Annotated in this window: 19 protein-coding genes and 1 tRNA gene; 15 read left to right on the top strand and 5 right to left on the bottom strand. The window is 57.1% G+C overall.

The window, feature by feature from the left end:
* Positions 1-6 precede the first annotated feature (6 nt).
* The 10 genes from DXC52_RS03065 to nagA all read left to right on the top strand — a co-directional run bounded on the left by DXC52_RS03065 (position 7) and on the right by nagA (position 9636).
* Positions 7-1092, top strand: coding sequence for an isocitrate/isopropylmalate dehydrogenase family protein (locus tag DXC52_RS03065; RefSeq protein WP_117746077.1), 1086 nt, complete (start codon positions 7-9; stop codon positions 1090-1092).
* A gap of 126 nt (positions 1093-1218) precedes the next feature.
* Complete coding sequence (locus DXC52_RS03060; protein WP_117746076.1) at positions 1219-2313, top strand: hypothetical protein; 1095 nt, start codon at positions 1219-1221, stop codon at positions 2311-2313.
* Positions 2314-2944: 631 nt separating this feature from the next.
* The gene (locus tag DXC52_RS03055) at positions 2945-3388 is read left to right on the top strand and encodes a PTS sugar transporter subunit IIA (protein WP_022094613.1); all 444 of its coding nucleotides are present in this window, start codon (positions 2945-2947) and stop codon (positions 3386-3388) included.
* The gene (gene yajC / locus DXC52_RS03050) at positions 3388-3669 is read left to right on the top strand and encodes a preprotein translocase subunit YajC (RefSeq protein ID WP_022094612.1); all 282 of its coding nucleotides are present in this window, start codon (positions 3388-3390) and stop codon (positions 3667-3669) included. Before DXC52_RS03055 ends, yajC begins: the two co-directional genes overlap by 1 nt.
* 36 nt (positions 3670-3705) lie before the next feature.
* Entirely contained in the window at positions 3706-4188 is a 483-nt protein-coding gene (agaV, locus tag DXC52_RS03045; RefSeq protein WP_022094611.1) for a PTS N-acetylgalactosamine transporter subunit IIB, read from the top strand.
* A 90-nt stretch (positions 4189-4278) separates the two neighbouring features.
* Positions 4279-5079, top strand: a complete 801-nt coding sequence (locus tag DXC52_RS03040) for a PTS sugar transporter subunit IIC (RefSeq protein WP_022094610.1) — start codon at positions 4279-4281, stop codon at positions 5077-5079.
* On the top strand, positions 5069-6151 hold the full coding sequence (locus DXC52_RS03035) for a PTS system mannose/fructose/sorbose family transporter subunit IID (RefSeq protein ID WP_055310429.1): 1083 nt from the start codon (positions 5069-5071) through the stop codon (positions 6149-6151). The genes DXC52_RS03040 and DXC52_RS03035 overlap by 11 nt, the downstream gene beginning before the upstream one ends.
* A gap of 185 nt (positions 6152-6336) precedes the next feature.
* A complete protein-coding gene (locus DXC52_RS03030) occupies positions 6337-7068 on the top strand; it encodes a GntR family transcriptional regulator (protein WP_055310430.1) in 732 nt (243 codons plus the stop codon).
* Positions 7069-7182: 114 nt separating this feature from the next.
* The gene (locus DXC52_RS03025) at positions 7183-8349 is read left to right on the top strand and encodes an SIS domain-containing protein (RefSeq protein ID WP_035137674.1); all 1167 of its coding nucleotides are present in this window, start codon (positions 7183-7185) and stop codon (positions 8347-8349) included.
* Between the two features lie 117 nt (positions 8350-8466).
* A complete protein-coding gene (nagA, locus tag DXC52_RS03020; protein ID WP_022094606.1) occupies positions 8467-9636 on the top strand; it encodes an N-acetylglucosamine-6-phosphate deacetylase in 1170 nt (389 codons plus the stop codon).
* 75 nt (positions 9637-9711) lie between these two features.
* Here the strand turns inward: nagA and DXC52_RS03015 are convergent, their stop codons facing one another.
* Positions 9712-10296: a hypothetical protein gene (locus DXC52_RS03015; RefSeq protein ID WP_117648434.1), complete on the bottom strand. Its 585-nt coding sequence runs from the start codon at positions 10294-10296 to the stop codon at positions 9712-9714.
* A 156-nt stretch (positions 10297-10452) separates the two neighbouring features.
* Here DXC52_RS03015 and DXC52_RS03010 point away from each other — a divergent pair, with 156 nt between their 5' ends.
* From DXC52_RS03010 to DXC52_RS02995, 3 genes are all read left to right on the top strand, one after another.
* Positions 10453-11334, top strand: coding sequence for an aldose 1-epimerase family protein (locus DXC52_RS03010; protein ID WP_117746075.1), 882 nt, complete (start codon positions 10453-10455; stop codon positions 11332-11334).
* 59 nt (positions 11335-11393) lie between these two features.
* Positions 11394-12329, top strand: a complete 936-nt coding sequence (locus DXC52_RS03005; protein WP_117746074.1) for a hexose kinase — start codon at positions 11394-11396, stop codon at positions 12327-12329.
* Between the two features lie 197 nt (positions 12330-12526).
* Entirely contained in the window at positions 12527-13000 is a 474-nt protein-coding gene (locus tag DXC52_RS02995) for a YhcH/YjgK/YiaL family protein (protein ID WP_117746073.1), read from the top strand.
* A gap of 134 nt (positions 13001-13134) precedes the next feature.
* Here DXC52_RS02995 and DXC52_RS02990 read toward each other — a convergent pair whose 3' ends face one another.
* The gene (locus tag DXC52_RS02990; RefSeq protein WP_147330591.1) at positions 13135-13500 is read right to left on the bottom strand and encodes a hypothetical protein; all 366 of its coding nucleotides are present in this window, start codon (positions 13498-13500) and stop codon (positions 13135-13137) included.
* 427 nt (positions 13501-13927) lie between these two features.
* Positions 13928-14003 (bottom strand) — tRNA-Thr (locus DXC52_RS02985).
* Between the two features lie 156 nt (positions 14004-14159).
* On the opposite strand from DXC52_RS02985, the gene DXC52_RS02980 reads away from it, so the two are divergent.
* The gene (locus tag DXC52_RS02980; RefSeq protein ID WP_158554578.1) at positions 14160-14642 is read left to right on the top strand and encodes a PTS sugar transporter subunit IIB; all 483 of its coding nucleotides are present in this window, start codon (positions 14160-14162) and stop codon (positions 14640-14642) included.
* Positions 14643-14968: 326 nt separating this feature from the next.
* Here the strand turns inward: DXC52_RS02980 and DXC52_RS02975 are convergent, their stop codons facing one another.
* Positions 14969-16021, bottom strand: coding sequence for an aldose epimerase family protein (locus tag DXC52_RS02975; RefSeq protein WP_117746070.1), 1053 nt, complete (start codon positions 16019-16021; stop codon positions 14969-14971).
* Positions 16022-16226: 205 nt separating this feature from the next.
* Between DXC52_RS02975 and DXC52_RS02970 the strand changes: the two genes are divergently transcribed.
* Entirely contained in the window at positions 16227-16991 is a 765-nt protein-coding gene (locus DXC52_RS02970) for a DeoR/GlpR family DNA-binding transcription regulator (RefSeq protein ID WP_233504765.1), read from the top strand.
* On the opposite strand, the gene DXC52_RS02965 is transcribed toward DXC52_RS02970, so the two are convergent.
* Positions 16992-18248: an ATP-binding protein gene (locus tag DXC52_RS02965; RefSeq protein ID WP_117746069.1), complete on the bottom strand. Its 1257-nt coding sequence runs from the start codon at positions 18246-18248 to the stop codon at positions 16992-16994. It lies immediately after the preceding gene.
* Between the last annotated feature and the right edge of the window lie 725 nt (positions 18249-18973).

Raw genomic sequence — 18973 nt, 5'->3', positions numbered from 1 at the left:
CAGATTATGGCGCACGATGTAGTCCTGATTCCCGGTGACGGTATCGGTCCCGAGATTACGCAGGCCATGCGCCGCGTGGTCGAGGCCACCGGTGTCCAGATCAATTGGAATGTCCAGGAGGCCGGTGCCGGCGTCATGGACGAGTTTGGCACGCCACTGCCCCAGCACGTGCTCGATGCGGTCGCCGAGACCAAGGTTGCCATCAAGGGTCCCATCACCACGCCGGTCGGCACGGGTTTCCGCAGCGTTAACGTCGCCCTGCGCAAGCACTTCGACCTGTACGCCTGCGTGCGCCCCTGCCTGTCGCAGCCGGGCGACGGATCGCGCTTTCGCGATGTCGACCTGGTCATCGTGCGCGAGAACACCGAGGACCTCTACGCTGGCATCGAGTTCGATGAGGGGGCTGCCGAGGTCGAGGAGCTCTCGCAGCTTGTCGAGCGCTCGGGTCAGAAGACCTTCGCCGCCGATTCCGCCATCTCAATTAAGCCGATCTCCATCGCCAAGAGTCGCCGTATTGTGGAGTACGCCTTTGAGTATGCCCGCCGCTGCGGCCGCAAAAAGGTGACGGCCGTGCATAAGGCCAACATCATGAAGGCGACCGACGGCCTGTTCCTGCGCGTTGCGCGCGAGGTGGCCGCCAACTATCCCGATATCGAGTTCAACGACAAGATTGTCGACGCCACTTGCATGGGCCTGGTCCAGAACCCCAACGACTTCGATGTCCTGGTGCTGCCCAACCTGTACGGCGACATCGTGAGCGACCTGTGCGCCGGCCTGGTGGGTGGCTTAGGGATGGCCCCCGGCTCCAACATCGGTGTCGACTGCGCCATCTTCGAGGCAACGCACGGCTCCGCGCCCGATATCGCTGGCCAGGATATCGCCAACCCCACGGCCGAGATCCTTTCTGCTGCGATGATGCTCGATCACCTGGGCGAGAACGACGCTGCCAATCGCATTCGCGCCGCCGTATCTGCCACGCTCGACGAGGGCGAGCAGGTTACCGGTGACGTGCGTCGTGCCCAGACCGGCTCCGTCGAGGGGGCCGTGGGCACGCAGGCCTTTGCCGATGCCGTTATCGCGCACCTGGCCTAAGGTAGGCACGCTGCAAACGCCTAAATTGTACTTAAGTGTTTGCGTATAACCTAAGAATCAATACGCCCGGCGCTCTGTCGGGCGTATCCTATTGAGGACTATGTTTCCTAACAAGGAGTAACCGATATGGGTCTGATTCAAAAGAAGGACGAGAAGGACGAGATCGACGGTATCCAGATCATCGAGCGCGGCGAAGGCCCCGATGGTGATGAGGAGGAGAAGATCGATCTGGTCGCCGGTACGTCTGCCGAACATATTGCCGCCGGTACGACGGCCGAGGAGGAGGACGCTCGCCTGGAGGCAAAGATCGCCGCGGACGCCGCCGACGAGAACCTCATGCCCGAGGAGCAGGACGAGGACGACGATATCCTGGGTTCCGACGAAGACGACCGCGCATCCAAGCACAAGAAGACGATGATTGCCGCCTTCGTGGTTGCAGTCGTGATCGCTGCTGTGGTCGGCTTCTTTATCGGCAACGGTGGTTTTGGCGGCAAGGGCGTCGGCTCGGCGACCCTCACCGAGGACCAGCTCGATTCGACCGTGGCAAGCTACAGCTACAACGGCAAGAAGAGCGACATCACCGCGCGCGAGGCCATTGAGAGCCAGTACAGCCTCGACACCGTCAAGGATGGCGATGGCAACTACACCGCTCCCTCTGCCGACGTCATCCTGTCCTACGTGCGCAACAAGATCCTGCTCGACGCTGCCGAGGACGAGGGCATCACCGTCTCTTCTAAGGAGATGAAGAAGTACGCCGAGGATTCCATCGGCACTTCGGACTACAAGACCATGGCCACGCAGTATGGCGTGTCCAAGGACCAGGCCAAGCAGATCGTCCGCCAGTCCGCGACGCTGCAGAAGCTCTACAAGAAGAAGGTGGGCGATAGCTCCGCAAGCATGCCGACCGCTCCGACCGAGCCTGCTGACGGCAACGAGGAGACCGCGAGCAAGGACTACGCCGACTACATCATCAACCTTGCCGGTGACGAGTGGGATAGCGAGAAGGGCACTTGGAAGGACGCCGACAGCACCTACGCTAAGGCCTTTGCCGACGATGCCTTTACGGCCGATAGCGCCACCTATAAGCAGGCCATGACCGCCTACTACACTGCTTACCAGCAGTACTCTTCGCAGGCTTCGAGCGCCAGCTCCAAGTGGACCGAGTATGCTAACGGCCTCTACGCCAAGGCCAACATCAGCATCTACGGCCTGTTTGCGTAAGGTTTGCCTGCACTACTGCGCGCTAACCGATCTACCTGATTGAGCCCGCTAGAACGGACAACGTTCTAGCGGGCTTTTTGTTGCCGAAATCAATAGGATAGGCCTCGCGCCCGCACAAGCGCTCCATCGGGTTCCCCTAATTCATATGGGAAAACAGCTGCAAACGATTGCAAGTAACCGGTAAACGGTCGAAAACTACCGTTCACCGATAATCTCAAAACTGGTTCTAACTGGTATTAAGTCAAAAAGACCAATTCACATATCTTCACAATGACCTGCAATTTTTCTACACGCTATTTTTAGCCGCCCTGCGTTGTTTAGACACAGGAAAAGATCCGATCTTTTGCCAAAGCATTTCGGAACGGTTTCAAAACCGCAGGTAGAAGTGTTAACGACCGGTAAACGGTCGATTTATCACCGTGAGCGGTGCAAAAACGTTTTACCGTATGAATCAACGAAAGCGACCTCTTCTGGGGTGATATAGTGACAACAGCACGTCACGTGGTTACTACCAGTTTAGAAACCACTGGTCTTCAAAGTACGCTTTCTAAGAAGCTTTAAGGGCGAGCGCCCGCTGGCTTCCGAAAATCATCGGACTCAGATCGTACACACCTTCGGAAGGGAAATTTGAATGGTTGGCTTTATTCTTACCGGTCATGGACAGTTCGCACCCGGCCTCGCAAGCGCTATCGCTATGGTTGCTGGCGACCAGCCCGCTTTTACCGTCGTTCCTTTTGAGGGCGACCAGGCTGCTTCCTACGGTGAGGATCTCCGCGCCGCTATTACCGCCATGCGCGAGGAGTGCGATGGCGTGCTCGTCTTTACCGACCTGCTTGGTGGCACCCCGTTCAACCAGGCGATGATGATTGCCCAGGATGTCGACAACGTCGAGGTTCTGACCGGCACCAACCTTCCCATGGTTATTGAGCTTCTGTTCCTCCGCGGCAACGCCACGCTCGCCGAGCTTGGCGAGCAGGCCGTGACCGTTGGCCAGACGGGCATCACCGCCCAGACGGTCGCATCCGTTGCCGGCTCCGACGAAGAGGATATCTTCGGCGACGAGGACGGCATCTAATGGCCGATTTCGGAGCCAACGTCCTGAGCTCCTCGGTCGCCCTTTTAGGCCTGCTTGTCATCATGGGCTTGATTTACACCATCTGGTCGCAAATCAACATGAAGAAGAAGCAGAAGTACTTCAAGGAGCTGCACACCGAGCTCAAGCCGGGTCAAGAGGTTCTTTTCGCCGGCGGTATCTACGGAACCGTCAAAGGCATCGAAGGCGAGAAGGTCCAGATCAAAGTCCGATCCGGAGCCGTCGTAGATGTTTCGCGTTACGCGATTCAGGAGATCAAGTAACTGTCGTCAGCAAATAACGAAAGGAAGCTGATCAACATGGCAGAACCCAACATTCTTCTTACCCGCATCGATAACCGACTGGTTCATGGTCAGGTTGCCACCCAGTGGAACTCCACCCTGGGCTCCAACCTCATCCTCGTCGCCAACGACGACGTGGCGTCCAACACCATGCGCCAGAACCTCATGAAGATGGCCGCTCCCGCCGGCGTCGCTACGCGTTTCTTCTCTCTGCAGAAGACCATCGACGTCATTGGCAAGGCGAGCCCGCGCCAGAAGATCTTCATCGTGGCCGAAACACCGGAAGACGTGCTTACGCTCGTCAAGGGCGGTGTGCCTATAAAGAAGGTAAACATCGGCAACATGCACATGTCGGAAGGAAAGCGCCAAGTCGCCACCTCCGTCGCAGTTAACGACGAGGATGTCGCTGCGTTTAAAGAGCTGCAGGAATTGGGGGTGGAGTTGGAGATCAGGCGCGTTCCGAGCACGCCTGTTGAGGACACGAGCAAGCTCTTCTCGTAATCCTCGTGATCCACGTTGTCAGGAGTGAAACCCTGACGTTCTGTACGTGAAATCCAAAGTGCGTACATACATTTTGAAAGGAGGAGCAAGATGGAATACTCGATCATCCAGATCGCTCTGGTCTTCGTCGTCACGTTCATCGCGGCAATCGACCAGTTTGACTTCCTCGAGTCTCTCTATCAGCCCATCGTCACCGGCGCCGTCATCGGTCTTATCCTTGGCGACCTCAACACCGGTCTTCTCGTGGGTGGTACCTATCAGCTCATGACGATCGGCAACATGCCGATCGGAGGCGCTCAGCCGCCTAACGCCGTCATCGGCGGCATCATGGCAGCCATTCTCGCTATCGCCACGGGCCTCGAGCCCAACGCGGCAGTCGGTCTCGCCATTCCGTTCGCTCTGCTTGGCCAGCTCGGCGTTACCCTGGTCTTCACGCTTATGTCCCCGCTTATGTCCACGGCCGATAACATGGCTCACAACGCGGACACCAAGGGCATCGAGCGCCTGAACTACTTCGCCATGGCTCTGCTCGGCCTGATCTTCGCTGTCGTCGTCACCCTGTTCTTCATCGCTGGCGCTACCATTGGTCAGACCATCGCTTCTGCCATCCCGACTTGGCTGCAGACCGGTCTGTCCGCTGCAGGCGGCATGATGCGCTTCGTCGGCTTCGCCGTCCTGCTCAAGGTTATGATGAACCGCGATATGTGGGGCTTCTTCCTCATGGGCTTTGGCCTCGCGCTCATCACCGTTGCCAACGATTCGCTGGCAACCCCTGCTCTGCTCATCCTCGCTCTCATCGGCTTCGGCATCGCTTTCTGGGACTTCCAGCAGCAGACCGAGCTGAAGGGTGCAGCTGTTTCTGACGGAGGTGACTTCGAAGATGGCATCTAATGAGTATGTGATCCCGGAGCACTACGAGGATCTCACTCCTGCTCCGCAGCTCGACCAGAAGACCCTCAACAAGATGGCTTGGCGCTCCTGCTTCCTGCAGGCATCGTTCAACTACGAGCGCATGCAGGCCGCTGGCTGGCTTTACTCCATCATCCCCGGTCTGGAGAAGATCCACACCAACAAGAACGACCTCGCGGCTTCCATGAGCCACAACCTGGAGTTCTTCAACACCCACCCGTTCCTCGTCACCTTTGTTATGGGCATCGTGCTTTCGCTCGAGCAGAACAAGGTTGACATCCCCACGATCCGCGCCGTCCGCGTCGCCGCAATGGGCCCGCTCGGTGGTATCGGTGACGCCCTGTTCTGGCTGACGCTCGTGCCTATCACGGCCGGCATCACCTCCAACATGGCCATCAACGGCAACGCCGCTGCGCCGATCATCTTCCTGGTGATCTTCAACGCCGTCCAGTTCGCTCTGCGCTTCTGGCTCATGAACTGGTCCTACAAGCTTGGCACCAGCGCTATTGACGCTTTGACCGCCAACATGCAGGCCTTTACGCGTGCCGCTTCCATCATGGGCGTCTTCGTCGTCGGTTGCCTGGTCGTCACCATGGGTGGCACCCAGATCAACCTCGAGATCCCCAACGGCACCACCCGTGGCCTCTCCGCCACTACCGTGATCGTCTCCGAGAAGGAGGCCGAGAACTTCACCGGTATGGAGGGCATCGATACCGAGACCGCTGAGGCCGGTACCATCGCCATGACTAATGAGGACGGCGACGCCCTCACCGCCACCGATGCCGACGGCAACCCTGTCGAGTGCGGCGTCACCGATCTGGGCAACGGCATGGAGTCCGTTACCTACGGCACCGTTACCGAGGATCCGGTCAACTTCTCTGTTGCCGACACCCTCAACACCATCGTCCCGAAGCTTGTCCCGCTTATGCTTACGCTGCTGCTTTACTACATGTTCGCTAAGCACAGCTGGACCCCGACCAAGGGCATTCTGCTGCTCTTCGTCCTTGGCATCCTGGGCGCTGGCCCGCTTGGTCTCTGGCCGAGCATCTGGTAAGGCTCTAGCTTGAGGGGTGTGTCCCTACGCGGCTCACACCCCGACCCCTTAAGCCATGTGTATGTTAAAAGCCGCGTGCTCGAAAGAGCGCGCGGCTTTTGTTTTCTTGATGATTCGGGTGTGGCAGACAGATAATGCTAAGCACCCTAGGTAGCTAGCCGAATTCGAGCAAAAGGGAGGATAGGATGGCGATCGGAGCGCGTAAGCAACCGCTGTACGATCAGCTGGTCGATATTCTGACCGAAAAGATCGACCATGAATATCGCGCCGGTGACATGATTCCTTCCGAGCGCGAACTTTCGGAGCGCTATGGTCTCTCGCGTACTACGGTACGCCTGGCTCTGCAGGAACTGGAGCGTTTAGGACTGGTGGTTCGGCAGCACGGTCGCGGTACCTTTGTGACCGACCGTTCGGCAAAGGCAACCAATCTTATGCAGTCCTACAGCTTTACCGAGCAGATGCGCGCGATGGGTCGCGACCCCGAGACCACGATTCTCGAGTTTTGCGAGATGGAGGCCGATAAAAATCTGGCCGAGCATATGGGATTGCGTATAGGTGATCGCATTTTTAAGCTTAAGCGCCTTCGTTCTGCCGACAACATGCCCATGATGGTCGAACGCAGCTATCTACCAGTTCGTCAATTTTTGTCCCTAAAGCGACCGCTGCTGGAGCGTAAGCCGCTTTACGATGTGATTGAGCAAGACTTTCAGCAAAAGATACGCGTGGCCGAAGAGGAGTTCTATGCGAGCATAGCCCGTCCCACCGACGCCCACCTTTTGGGAATTGTCGAGGGCTCGCCTGTGCTCGATTTGGTCAGGACTACGTATAACGAGTCAAACGAGGTTGTGGAGTATACACTCTCGGTTGCTCGTGCCGATCAGTTTAAATACAAGGTTTACCACCAGCGTAGCGACTAGTGTTCGCATCGTATCCATATGATGATTCTTTGCATTTAACTGGTTACTACCAGATAACCAACTGAAGTGTATAATTGCACGTCAGAGGATTACTTCTAGAGAGAGGTATTAGAAATGTTCGAGAAGAGTGTCGAGGAGCTCACCGAGCTCGGCGCCCAGATCACCACGGCCGAGATTGCTCAGCAGCCCGAGCTTTGGCGTGATACGCTCAACATCTATCGCGAGAACAAGGAGGCCATCGAGGCCTTCCTGGCCGAGGCTCGCGCTATGGGCGAGGGCCGTCTGTCCGTTGTCTTCACCGGTGCCGGTACGTCCGACTACGTTGGCGATACCTGCGCCCCGTACCTGCGTCACGCTGGCAACACTGATCTCTACGACTTTAAGCCCATCGCCACGACCGACATCGTGAGCGCCCCGCGCGACTTCCTACGCGCCGAGGATCCCACGCTCGTGGTTTCCTTTGCCCGCTCTGGCAACAGCCCCGAGAGCCTTGCCGCCGTTGCCGTTGCCAAGGAGCTCGTCCACAACGTCAAGTTCCTCAACATCACCTGCGCTCCCGAGGGCAAGCTCGCCGTCGAGTCTGCCGATGATCCCAACGCGCTGACGCTGCTCATTCCGCGCGCCAACGACAAGGGCTTCGCCATGACCGGTTCTTATTCCTGCATGACCCTGCTCTCCACCCTTATTTTTGACACTGCCTCTGACGAGCAGAAGGCCGAGTGGGTCGAGACCATCGCCAAGATGGGCGAGGAGGTCATCTCCCGTGAGCCCGAGATCGCCGATTACCTGGCTGGCGACTTCAACCGCGTGACCTACTTGGGTTCTGGCTCCTTCGGTGGCCTTGCCCAGGAGAGCCAGCTCAAGATCCTTGAGCTCGCTCACGGTCTGGTCGCTACTTCCTACGACACCTCCATGGGCTATCGTCACGGACCTAAGTCCTTCGTCGACGATAAGACGCTCGTCTTCGTGTTCGTCAACAACGACGCCTACACCCGTCAGTACGACATCGACATCCTCAACGAGATCGGTGGCGACGAAATCGCTCAGCACACCATCGCCGTTCAGCAGGAAGGTGCCACCGTCTACGAGGGCGAGTCCTTCACCTTTAAGGGCTACGAGGCACTTCCCGAGGGCTACCTTGCTCTGCCGTTCGTGATGTTTGCCCAGGCTATCAGCCTGCTCAACTCCGTGCGCGTGGGCAACACGCCCGACACGCCGAGCCCCACTGGCACGGTCAACCGCGTGGTTAAGGGCGTGACGATTCACCCCTTCACCGCTTAATCGCGTCCCCCTGTAAGGGCGCCCGTCCGCTCATAACGGCGGGCGGGCGCTTTTTGTTTTACGTGAGCTGGGTATAAGCATCACCACAGTCAACTGCTTTAGAAGCGAGGAGTGCATATGAGCACGTACGCAATTAAGGCTGACAAGTTCTTCTTGCCGGCAGGCCCGCAACTGGGCGGCTATCTTATGGTCGAGGATGGCGTCTTTGGCGCCTGGCAGGCCGACGAGCCCTCTTGCGAGATTAAGGACTACACGGGATCGTGGATCGCACCGGGTATGGTCGATACTCACATCCATGGCTTCTACAACCACTCAACTACCGATAACGATCCCGAGGGCATCGATATCAGCTCGACCGAGCTCGCCCGTCGCGGTACCACCAGCTGGCTGCCCACGACGTTCACCGATGGCGTCGAGCAGATCAAGGACGCCTGCGCCGCCATCGCTCAGGCGGACGAGGGTCGCGGCCCCGACTTCTGCGGTGCCCGCATTCAGGGCATCTACCTGGAAGGCCCCTTCTTTACCATGAAGCACGTGGGTGCGCAGAACCCCGCTTACCTGATCGATCCCTCCGAGGAGGTCTTCGATCAGTGGCAGGAGGCTGCGGGTGGTCGCATCGTTAAGAGCGCCATGGCGGCCGAGCGCGACGGTGCCGCTGCTTATGCGGCTGCTCTGAATGCCAAGGGTGTGGTGACCAGCATCGGTCACTCCGACGCCACCTACGATGAGTGCATCGCCGCCATCAACGCCGGTGCCAGCTGCTTTACGCATACCTATAACGGTCAGCGCGGGCTGCATCACCGTGAGCCCGGTGTCGTGGGCGCTGCCATGTCCACGCCCGAGACCTACGCCGAGATCATCTGTGACGGCAAGCACGTTAACCCTGCCGCCATCAAGGCGCTGCTGCAGGCAAAGGGCTGGCAACACACGGTGCTCATCACTGACTGCCTGGGTTGCGGCGGCATGCCCGAGGGCAGCTACACCAGTGGTGGCATGGACGTCATCATGAAGGACAACCTGTGCTGGCTCGCCGACGGCAAGAGCATTGCCGGCTCGGTGCTCACGCTTGCCCAGGGCGTCAAGAACATCGTTGACTGGGGCATCGCCAGCGCCGATATCGCCATTCGCATGGCAACCGAGGTGCCGGCACGCTCCGCGCACATCGAGGATAAGTGCGGCAGCATCATGCCGGGTCGCGACGCCGACTTTGTCGTGTTCGACCATGAGCTTACCCTCGTCGAGACGTATGTTGGCGGCCAGAGCGTCGGCAACGCCTTTACCGAGTAACGATAGAAAAAGACGGCGGGCCCGAATCTGCTCGGACCCGCCGTATGGGTTAAACGCTCAAAAGCACCTTCACAGTTACAGCTTGTTAGCGATCTTCTTTGCCGTGCGCTTGACGCCGGCCACCAGGCCTCCTGCAGGATGCTCCTTCTCGTATGCTAGGCGCTTCTCGCGCTTGGCGTACTCTTCGACGATGATGTCGCCATACTCGTCTTCGATCTTGTCGAAGAAGTCGACGGCGCCCTTAATTTCCTCAGCGGTCGGGTGTCCCTTTTGGACACCGCCGGTGAGTTTGAACGGCCCCCACGTATCAAAGCCGGGGCAGCCGTAGACACCCATAAAGATGGCCTGCCTCATGCGGCAGATGCCATCGATATCCTTGCCGTACCACTTGTTTTTGCCACCGTAGGTCATAAGGCCAAACACCTTGTCCTGCGGCTGCAGCACGTTCGTGAGCACGCGTGCCATGTCCTTGTCGATCTCGGAGTAATAGATGCCCGTGGCGACACCGATCAGATGATATTCGTGCAGGTTGGGATACTCGTTTTTACCGAGCGTCTTCACATCGAGGGTATCGATCTCGGGGTGTGCCTCGACGATGGCGTCCACGAGCTTTTTCGTATTGCCGTGATGGCGCGAGGCGTAGAGGATGATGGTTCGCATAAGAAGGCCTTTCAGCTGTAATTGCATCAATGTCTGTATGGTACCCCGTTACATGGCTGGGATACCGGACGCATCGATGAACGTGCGGGTTTGTCCTTTGGTTAGGGCCGAGACGGGTACTTGCGAGCAAAAAGCAGTTGTTCGAAAGGATGGGCAATGGAATACGCTCTCTCCAACGATTCGATTTCTATTAAGGTGTCCACGGCCGGTGGTTCGTTTACCTCGATCGAGGCCGGAGGTCGCGAGTATCTGTGGCAGGGCGATCCCGCCGTGTGGTCCGGCCAGGCACCGATTTGCTTCCCGATTTGCGGAGGCTTGCGCGATAACAACGCCATGACGTTTGCCGGGCATCATGTAAAGCTCGCCCGCCATGGGTTTGCGCGCAAACAGGAGTGGAAGCTGCTGAGCCAGAGCGAGAACGAGCTGGCGATGTGCCTGGCTTCGGAGGATAACGCCGCGCTGCTGAGCGATTATCCGTACCCGTTTAAGCTTGTCGCTCGTTATACGCTCGAGGACGCTGCCGTGCGCGTTTCCTACGAGGTCACCAACGAGGGCACCGAGGACATGCCGTTCTTTATTGGCGGTCATCCCGGCTTTAGGTGTCCGCTCGATGAGGGCGAGGCCTATACGGACTACGAGTTGCGCTTTGAGAAGGACGAGGCTGCGGAGCTCTGCACCGCTGTCCCTTCGACTGGCTTGATTGATGTGGACAGGCGCTCCAAGAACCCCATGGTGGGAAAGACACTGCCTCTGTCGCATGAGCTCTTCGATTTTGCGGAGACCATCTTTGATGTGCTCGAGAGCCGTCAGGTCACGCTTTCCAAGAAGGGCGAGGACAAAGGCGTTTGCCTGAGCTTTGAGGGCTTCCCGTATCTCATTGTGTGGAGTAAGCCCGAGGGCGATTTTGTGGCAGTTGAACCCTGGGGTGGCCTTTCGACCTGCTCCGATGAGGACGACGTGCTTGAGCATAAGCGCGGCTGCCTTGTCGCCAAGCCCAAGGAGACCGTCGTTCGCTCGTTCACGATTGAGATTCTGTAATTCCGTTTTGTCGACTCGTATCGCGAGGCACAAGGAGCCTGCGAGATAAGGAGCTAAAAATGATCCTCACCGTTACGATGAACCCGTCTGTCGATACGCGCTATCAGCTCGATGAGCTCATTATCGACGACGTTAACCGTGTGAAGCCCGAAAAGACCGCTGGCGGCAAGGGCCTCAACGTGGCCCGTGTGCTGGGTCAGCTGGGCGACGACGTTGTGGCAACCGGTCTGCTCGGCGGCCACATGGGCGCCTTCATGGCTGAGCTCATGGACGCCAACGGTATTAACAACGACTTTGTGCCCATCAAGGGCGAGACTCGCATTTGCCTCAACATCCTCCACGCCGGCAACCAGACCGAGCTGCTCGAGAGTGGCCCGACAATTGCCCCCGAGGAACTCGATGCCTTTACCGCCAAGTTTACTGAGCTTGCGGGCAAGGCCGACGTCGTCACCATTTCGGGTTCTCTGCCCCGCGGTGTCGAGGCAGACTACTATGCCAAGATCACGGGCATTGCCGAGAACGCCGGCGCCAAGGTATTGCTCGATACCTCGGGTGCCTCTCTCGAGGCTGCGCTCAAGTCCGAGGTCAAGCCCGAGCTGGTCAAGCCTAACCTGACCGAGATCAACGGCCTTCTGGGTACGAGCTTTACCACCGACGATGTGGATGAGCTCCGCGCCGCGCTCGCCTCTGACGCCCGCTTCTCCGATATCCCCTGGGTCGTCGTGTCCATGGGCGCTGCCGGCTCCGTTGGCTTCCACAATGGCCGTGCGTTCCGCGCAAAGACGCCCGATATCCCTGCCGTTAACGCAACGGGCTCTGGTGACTCCACTATCGCAGGCTTCGCGCATGCCATCGCTGCTGGCGCAGACGACGAGACGGTGCTGCGAACCGCCAACACTTGCGGCAAGCTCAACGCCATGGATCCTATGACCGGTCATCTAGTCATGGACCGTTGGGACGAGGTCTACAACGGCGTTGTCGTGACCGAGCTGTAAGGGCTTGGGCGTCGGCCCCGGCATTGCTTGCTAGCTCATGTCGACGACAAGTGCGGTAGCATTATGCTGGGGCGCGACGCCGGCTTTGTCGTGTTCAATCCCGACCTTACCCTGGTCGAGACGTGTGTGGGTGGCAACAGCGTCGGTAACGCGTTTGCCGAGTAGCCGCCAAAAAAACGATCCGAGAGGGGATTTAGATGATTTACGGTGCATTGGGCGATATCGAGGAGTACCGCGGAATGCTCAAGGGCCTCGACGTGTTGATCGACTGGCTCGAGGAGAACGACCCGGCGCAGCTCGAGGTCGGCAGCCATCCGATTCTGGGCGACAAGGTCTTTGCGAACGTCATGGCTCCCACGACGCGTCCCGAGGCCGAGGCTCACTATGAGACGCATCAGCGCTATCATGACCTGCAGATCGACATCGAGGGTCGCGAGGCCTTTAAGGTTGCCACGGGCAGCCTGACGCTGGTCCAGGAGTTTGACGAGAAGGACGACTACGACCTGGTCGATTCCGACGCTTCGATCGCCGGCGATCTTGCCGACGACAAGTTCGCGCTGTTCGTTGCCGGCGAGCCTCACATGCCCACGCTCGAGTTCCCGGGCGATGGCGCACAGCCGGTCAAGAAGATCTGCTTTAAGCTGCTTGCAGACGCTTACTGGGAGGAGTAGCGAACTGCCTGGCAGAGCTATTCGTCTGATGGCGTGATTCCCCTAGGGAAATCACGCTAGGACCCCGCTAAACGTGTTTCCCTAGGGGAATCACGTTTAGCGGGGTTTTCTGTTTTTGAATAGGGAAGCCTCATTTATTTGCGAAGAACATCGGCTAGCCGCAGGATTGAAATCATCGACCGATAAGTGAGTTCCACTTTTTCGCCCGCAAGCAGTCGTTTCGAGCCAATCTCATCTAGCCCCACAAGCCGAGAAAACAGCGGGCCGCTCATCGTGCCATCGTCAATTGATTCCCTTATGGTCTTCAAAACGTCCGTATCATGAAGCGATGCCGAGCTGTAGGGGGCAACACGAGCGGAACTCTCAATTAACGACGAGACAAAAGGATGGAGATGCTTTGGACATAGTCCATCAAACACCACATCCCCATTGTCGTTCGAGCCGACCAGGCGCCAAGTATAATGATCGACCCAGTCATCTCCGTCATAGATGACGTCCATGAGCAACTTCCCGTCTAGAGAGAAACCTATTTGGACATCGGGGCGCAAGACCGCAATCCATATCGGGCCTGCAGCAGCTCCAACCCAACGCACCACATAGGTTCCCTTTCGTACATGTGTATCAATCTGCCCCGAAATGCCGGTGAATGCAATTCCAGACCCGTTTGTCGGATAGCAATCGACGTATTTTTGTTTTCCGCTCACAACCTTGTATAGATATATCGTTCCAGCAAAAGAGAAGGTATCGTGGCTATTTTAAATCTATATGACCAATTCGAGCCCTCACCATGGCAATTGTTACAGCTGGGTTTCTTTTCATTAAAATTTCACTTTGGTAAATCCCCGCCCCCTAAGCATTAAATCCGAAGTCCACCGAGCGGGCGAATCGGCAACAAAAAAGCCGCCCGAAGGCGGCTATCTTGTGCAATGGAGCCAGCGACCGGGCTCGAACCGGTGACCCCCGCTTTACGAGAGCGGTGCTCTACCAACTGAGCTACGCTGGCGGCCATGTGGTGACGCAACTGAGGCGTCAACGGCTGTCTATGATACGGGACATCGCACATCCGTGCAAGTGTTCTGACGGCTTTTCTCACTTTAAATGCACTAATATTGGAGACGTGATGTCTCGCTCTTACGAGTCTCAAACAGAATGGACTGCCATGGCTCAACCCAAGATCCTTCTCACGCGTATCGATGACCGGTTTATTTACGGGCAAGACGTCGAGCTGTGGAACGAGGCTATGGGTTCCAACCTCGTCCTAATCGTCAACGACGAGATTGCGGCGGATTCGCGCAAGTGGGCGCCTATGAGGGTCGCGGCGCCCGAGGGCGTGTGGACGCGGTTTTTCTCGGTGCAAAGGACCATCGACATCATTCATACCGCAACGCCGCGCCAGTTGATTCTGATCATGGTGGCCTCACCCGCCGATGCGCTCGCGCTGGTTAAGGGTGGTGTGCCAATCACCAAGATCAGCATTGGCCATATGCAGGCAGGGAAGGGCAAGCGCCCCATAACGCCCGCGGTTGCCGTGAGCGACGCAGACGTTGCTGCCCTCAAAGAACTGCAGGCGCTCGGCGTAGAGCTAGAAATCCGCTATCTCCCCAGCTCCAATCCCGACCCCATCGGCAATCTGTTCAAGTGATCCCTTGGGGACGGAGGAAAACGGATCATTTTGCCCTTGCGAGGGATGCGAGCGATGCCGTCTGTCAAAAACTATGTCCATTTACTACGTTTGATCGGCTATCGCCGAGCATGTCGAATTTGAGAAAAACAAAACTGCAGGTAGACGGCTCGAGAGTTTAACAAAAAACGGTGCATGGTCGAGCATCCCAGGCTAAACGTAGTAAATGGGCATAGTTTTGATATGTCACTCATACAGTCACAGCGAAAACAAGCCCAAAAGATGAAAAAACGCCCGCTGGCGGTGGTGCCGGCGGGCGCTGCTGTGCGATATGTTGCGTTGTGGGCTTAGTGCCTCATAAAGTGGTATTCGATCACATTGCTGTAGGGGTGACCCGGGCCCACAATGCCCTGCGGGAACAACGGCTGGTGCGGCGTGTCGGGGTACATCTCGGCCTCGAGAGCAAAGCCGGCGCCCCAGCCATAGTTAGCATCGTCCTTGGCGTGCTCGTCGCCCAGCCAGTTGCCGGTGTAGAGCTGCACGCCCGGGGCAGTGGTGTAGTAGTCCAGCTCGCGGCCGGTCCACATCTCCTCGACGTGCATCGCGCGGCGGAGATTGCGGCCGTACTGATAGCCATCGATGCACAGACAGTGATCGTAGCCACGGGCCTGCTTAATCTGCGGGTCGTCGGCCTCCATGCCGGGAGCGACGGGGCGCAGCTCGCGAAAGTCAAACGGTGTTCCCTCGACCGGAGCGATCTCGCCGGTGGGGATATTCTGCTCGTTGATGGGCAGGTAGTGGGCAGCGTTGGCAACAAAGAAGTGCTCGCAGTCCATGCCGGCGTTATGGCCGGCAAGGTTAAAGTATGTGTGGTTGGTCATGGACACGTAGGTGGCGCGGTCGCTCTCGCAGCCGTATTCGATACGGAAGCGGCCGGTGCGTGTCACGGTAAACACGGCCGTAAAGGTGCGGTTGCCGGGCAGGCCCAGCTCACCGTCCTCAAGCGAGGTGGTCATGCGCACGGCGTTATGGACCTCGTCGAGCTCAACATCCCACACGCGCTTGTGCAGACCATGCTCAAGATCGCTGTGCAGGTTGTTGACGCCTTCGTTGGCTGGCATATGCCAGTCCGTGCCATCGATGGTGATCGTGGCGCCTGCGGTGCGGTTGGCCACGGGGCCGATGGTTGCGCCAAAGCAGGCGGGATTGTCAAAGTAATCCTCGAGCTTATCGAAGCCCAGTACCACATCCTGCACATTGCCGGGGATGTCGGGCACGTCGATGCCCAGCACGGTGGCGCCGTAGTCCATAATGCGAACGCAGATCTCGGGCCCGTTGAGGGTGTAGCGATGAACGGGGGTACCGCACGGCGCGGTGCCGAAAAGCTCGGAAGTGATCATTTGGTTCCTAACATCGAGGTATTTCGGACAAACTGTAGCGCGAACAGGCGAGATTATCACTACACCCCACTAAAGCAGGGGGTATTTTTCTCAAAAAAGTGATGATTGGAGCTGTGCGGGCGTTCATTTCTGACGCGCGCGAGTCTGATACAATTTGTTCGTTATTGTTTGAATTGACGTGAGCGTGGAACAGCGAGGACTCATCGTGATTAAAGCAGAGCGACAGGATAAGGTTCGTCAGCTGCTCGAAGAGCAGGGCACGGTCTCGGTCAAGGAGATTTCGGATGCGCTGGGTGTCTCGGATATGACGATCCGCCGTGATCTTGAGGAGCTTGCGAGCCTGGGCGAGATCGAGCGCGTGCACGGCGGAGCCCGCAGTGCGCAGGGCCGTCCACACGCTATGCTGCGCCATGAGTATTCGCACAGCGAAAAGCGCACCAAGCATGCCGAGGAAAAGCTGCAGATCGCGCGCCGTGCTGTGGAGCTTATCGAGGAGGGCTCGACCATCTTTTTGGGTACGGGCACCACGGTTGAGCAGATGGCCTCGATGCTGCCGGCGTTTCGCCTGCGCATCGTGACTAATTCGCTTTCGGTGTTTAACCTGCTCGAGGCGCGCGAAGATTGCGACCTGTGCCTCGTGGGCGGTATGTACCGTCGCCGCACCGCCGCTTTTGTGGGGCCAACGGCTGAGGATACCCTGCGTGCGCTGGGCATCGATGCAGCGTTTATCGGCGCCAACGGCATCTTGGACGGTGACGTATCTACGTCCAACATGGACGAGGGCCGCATCCAGCAGCTCGCCTTTAGCAAGGCCGACTCGCGCTATCTGATCGCCGACTCCAGCAAGATCGGCAAGCGCGACTTCTACACCTTCTGCCGCTTGGACAGCCTGGACGCCGTAGTGTGCGAGCCGAGCATCTCCGCCGAGGACCGTGCCGCCATCGAGGAGCACGCGCAGGTCATCTGCTAGCTAGCGCAGCAGGCGATACTTCTGTCCCCTGCCGGTGCCTTCAACTGTCGCCAGGCCTGTCTCAACGAGTTTTTTGAGGATGCGATTGAGCTTCGAGCGGCTGAAGCTAACTTTGGCTGCAAGCTCACCTGTCGATTGAGGATGTGCGCTACTCAACAGTTCGAATACGATAAGTTCGTCGCCTTTGAGCCCCGGGTTATCCATGAGCAGGGGAAGTGTGACCACAATGGCGTTATCCGAAACTTGAAACCGGGGCTTTCTGACGCTGTCCTTATAGGTGTCGCGAATTCGCATGATGCCCGTTCCAAAGGCTTCGATAAGACCCAGGCGCAAAAAGACTTCGGCAAGAATACGATTGCGTCTAACGGATAGCATGTCGGACAGGTATTCATCGACGGTCATGCTTGCCGGCAAGCCGCCGGGCGAAGCGACTTCCACACGGTCGTCGAACATCGAGATGCGAATGTGCGCGGATACATCCCAAGTCCTGTGAACGATTGCATTGGTAATGGCCTCGCGGAATGCTTCGAGCGGAATGAGCTCCTTGCGGACCCGCTCCATTCCCTTGATCTCTTCGTAACAGTACTGAGTTTCAAATAGTTCAAGAGCGCCGTCAATCTCCGTTAAAACCGATGCATGTTCGAGAGTTTTGCGCTGCTTAATGAGATTGATGGTGTCGCCAAACACCGCCATGTCGATACCTGGGAAATCGTTCTCGTCCGCGAGCAGTTCTGCCGCGTTGTTGTAGGTTCCGGTCTCATCGAGCAGGCCGAGGGTTTTGAGAGTATCGGTTGTGAATGACTGAAGTGAGAGCTTTGCTTTTAGGCGATTCTCTAAAACGGTGAAAGATAGATCTTGCTTGCTTGCCGGGAGCTGTTCAAAGGAGAGGTTTTGACCCTCGAGTACAAGACGCGAAAGCCCTAGGGTGTCAACTGGTATGGTCGCGGTGTCATTGCGCTTGTATGCCTTCGAGCGGTATAGGTAAGGCTTCGATCTGCCGGGAAAGACCGTAAGCTCTACGGTTGCATCGGACTCGTTGATTTTTAGGGAGTAATCGGGCTGGGGGATGATCGAATCGTTAATCTTGTTTTCGATATCCAGACAGGTCTGCTTGAGGTCATTGAGGCCAACGGCTTCTCCGTCGTCGTTAATTCCAAATAGCACGCGTCCTCCCGTGCCATTTGCATAAGCGGAGACGGTTTTAAGGAACGAATTGGTGACGCATTCCTTGAATTCAAGATCTTTGGATTCTTGCATCGTGTTGCTCCGTTTCGCTTCAATCTGACGTGAGAAATGACACGTAAAATTTTACACGTCATTTTGCATGTCAAAAATATGACACGAAAAAATTTGCGTGTCATTTTGCGTGTCAAAGTGACGTGAAATGACGCGCAAACGCGAATGCATTGGCATTCTGAACAATAACGGAGTTTGTAAGCCTGGGGCTTGATTGGGCTAACGCATGGAATTATCCGTATTCTCGAACACGCTTTCGGTATCATTTTGGCATTAAAAGATACCGAAGTGTGTTCGTGATGCCGATAATAATTAAGAAAGAGGAGCGCTTCGTAGCTGCCTGGAAAGTGAGGATTTGACCATCTGATTGTCTCGATCTGTAACAACTAGGCGATCAAATGCTCGTTAGATGTTACAGATTTAGATTTTCTGCCTGGCCGATTCCGTTTGTCTCAATCTGTAACAACTGGGACCGAAAAGCTCGGCTAGATGTTACAGATCGAGATTGAGCGGATTGACCTGTGCGTTTGTCTCGATCTGTAACAGGTAGATGGTCAAAAGTGGGCTACGTGTTACAGATCGAGATCTTCAAGTTCGGGCCATTCGTTTGTCTTGATCTGTAACAGGTGGGACCGAGAAATTGGTCTATGTGTTACAGATCGAGACGAATGATCCGCTCGGGCCCACCAAAACAAAAAGGCCGCATGCGAACCCGTGGAGGGATTCGCATGCGGCCGACAGGGGGT

Origin of the sequence: Collinsella sp. TF05-9AC (genome assembly GCF_003438495.1) — a bacterium.
In the GTDB taxonomy this organism is placed as follows: Bacteria; Actinomycetota; Coriobacteriia; order Coriobacteriales; family Coriobacteriaceae; genus Collinsella.
Note: the sequence above shows the minus strand (reverse complement) of the source record. Positions and strands in the feature narration are given on the sequence as shown.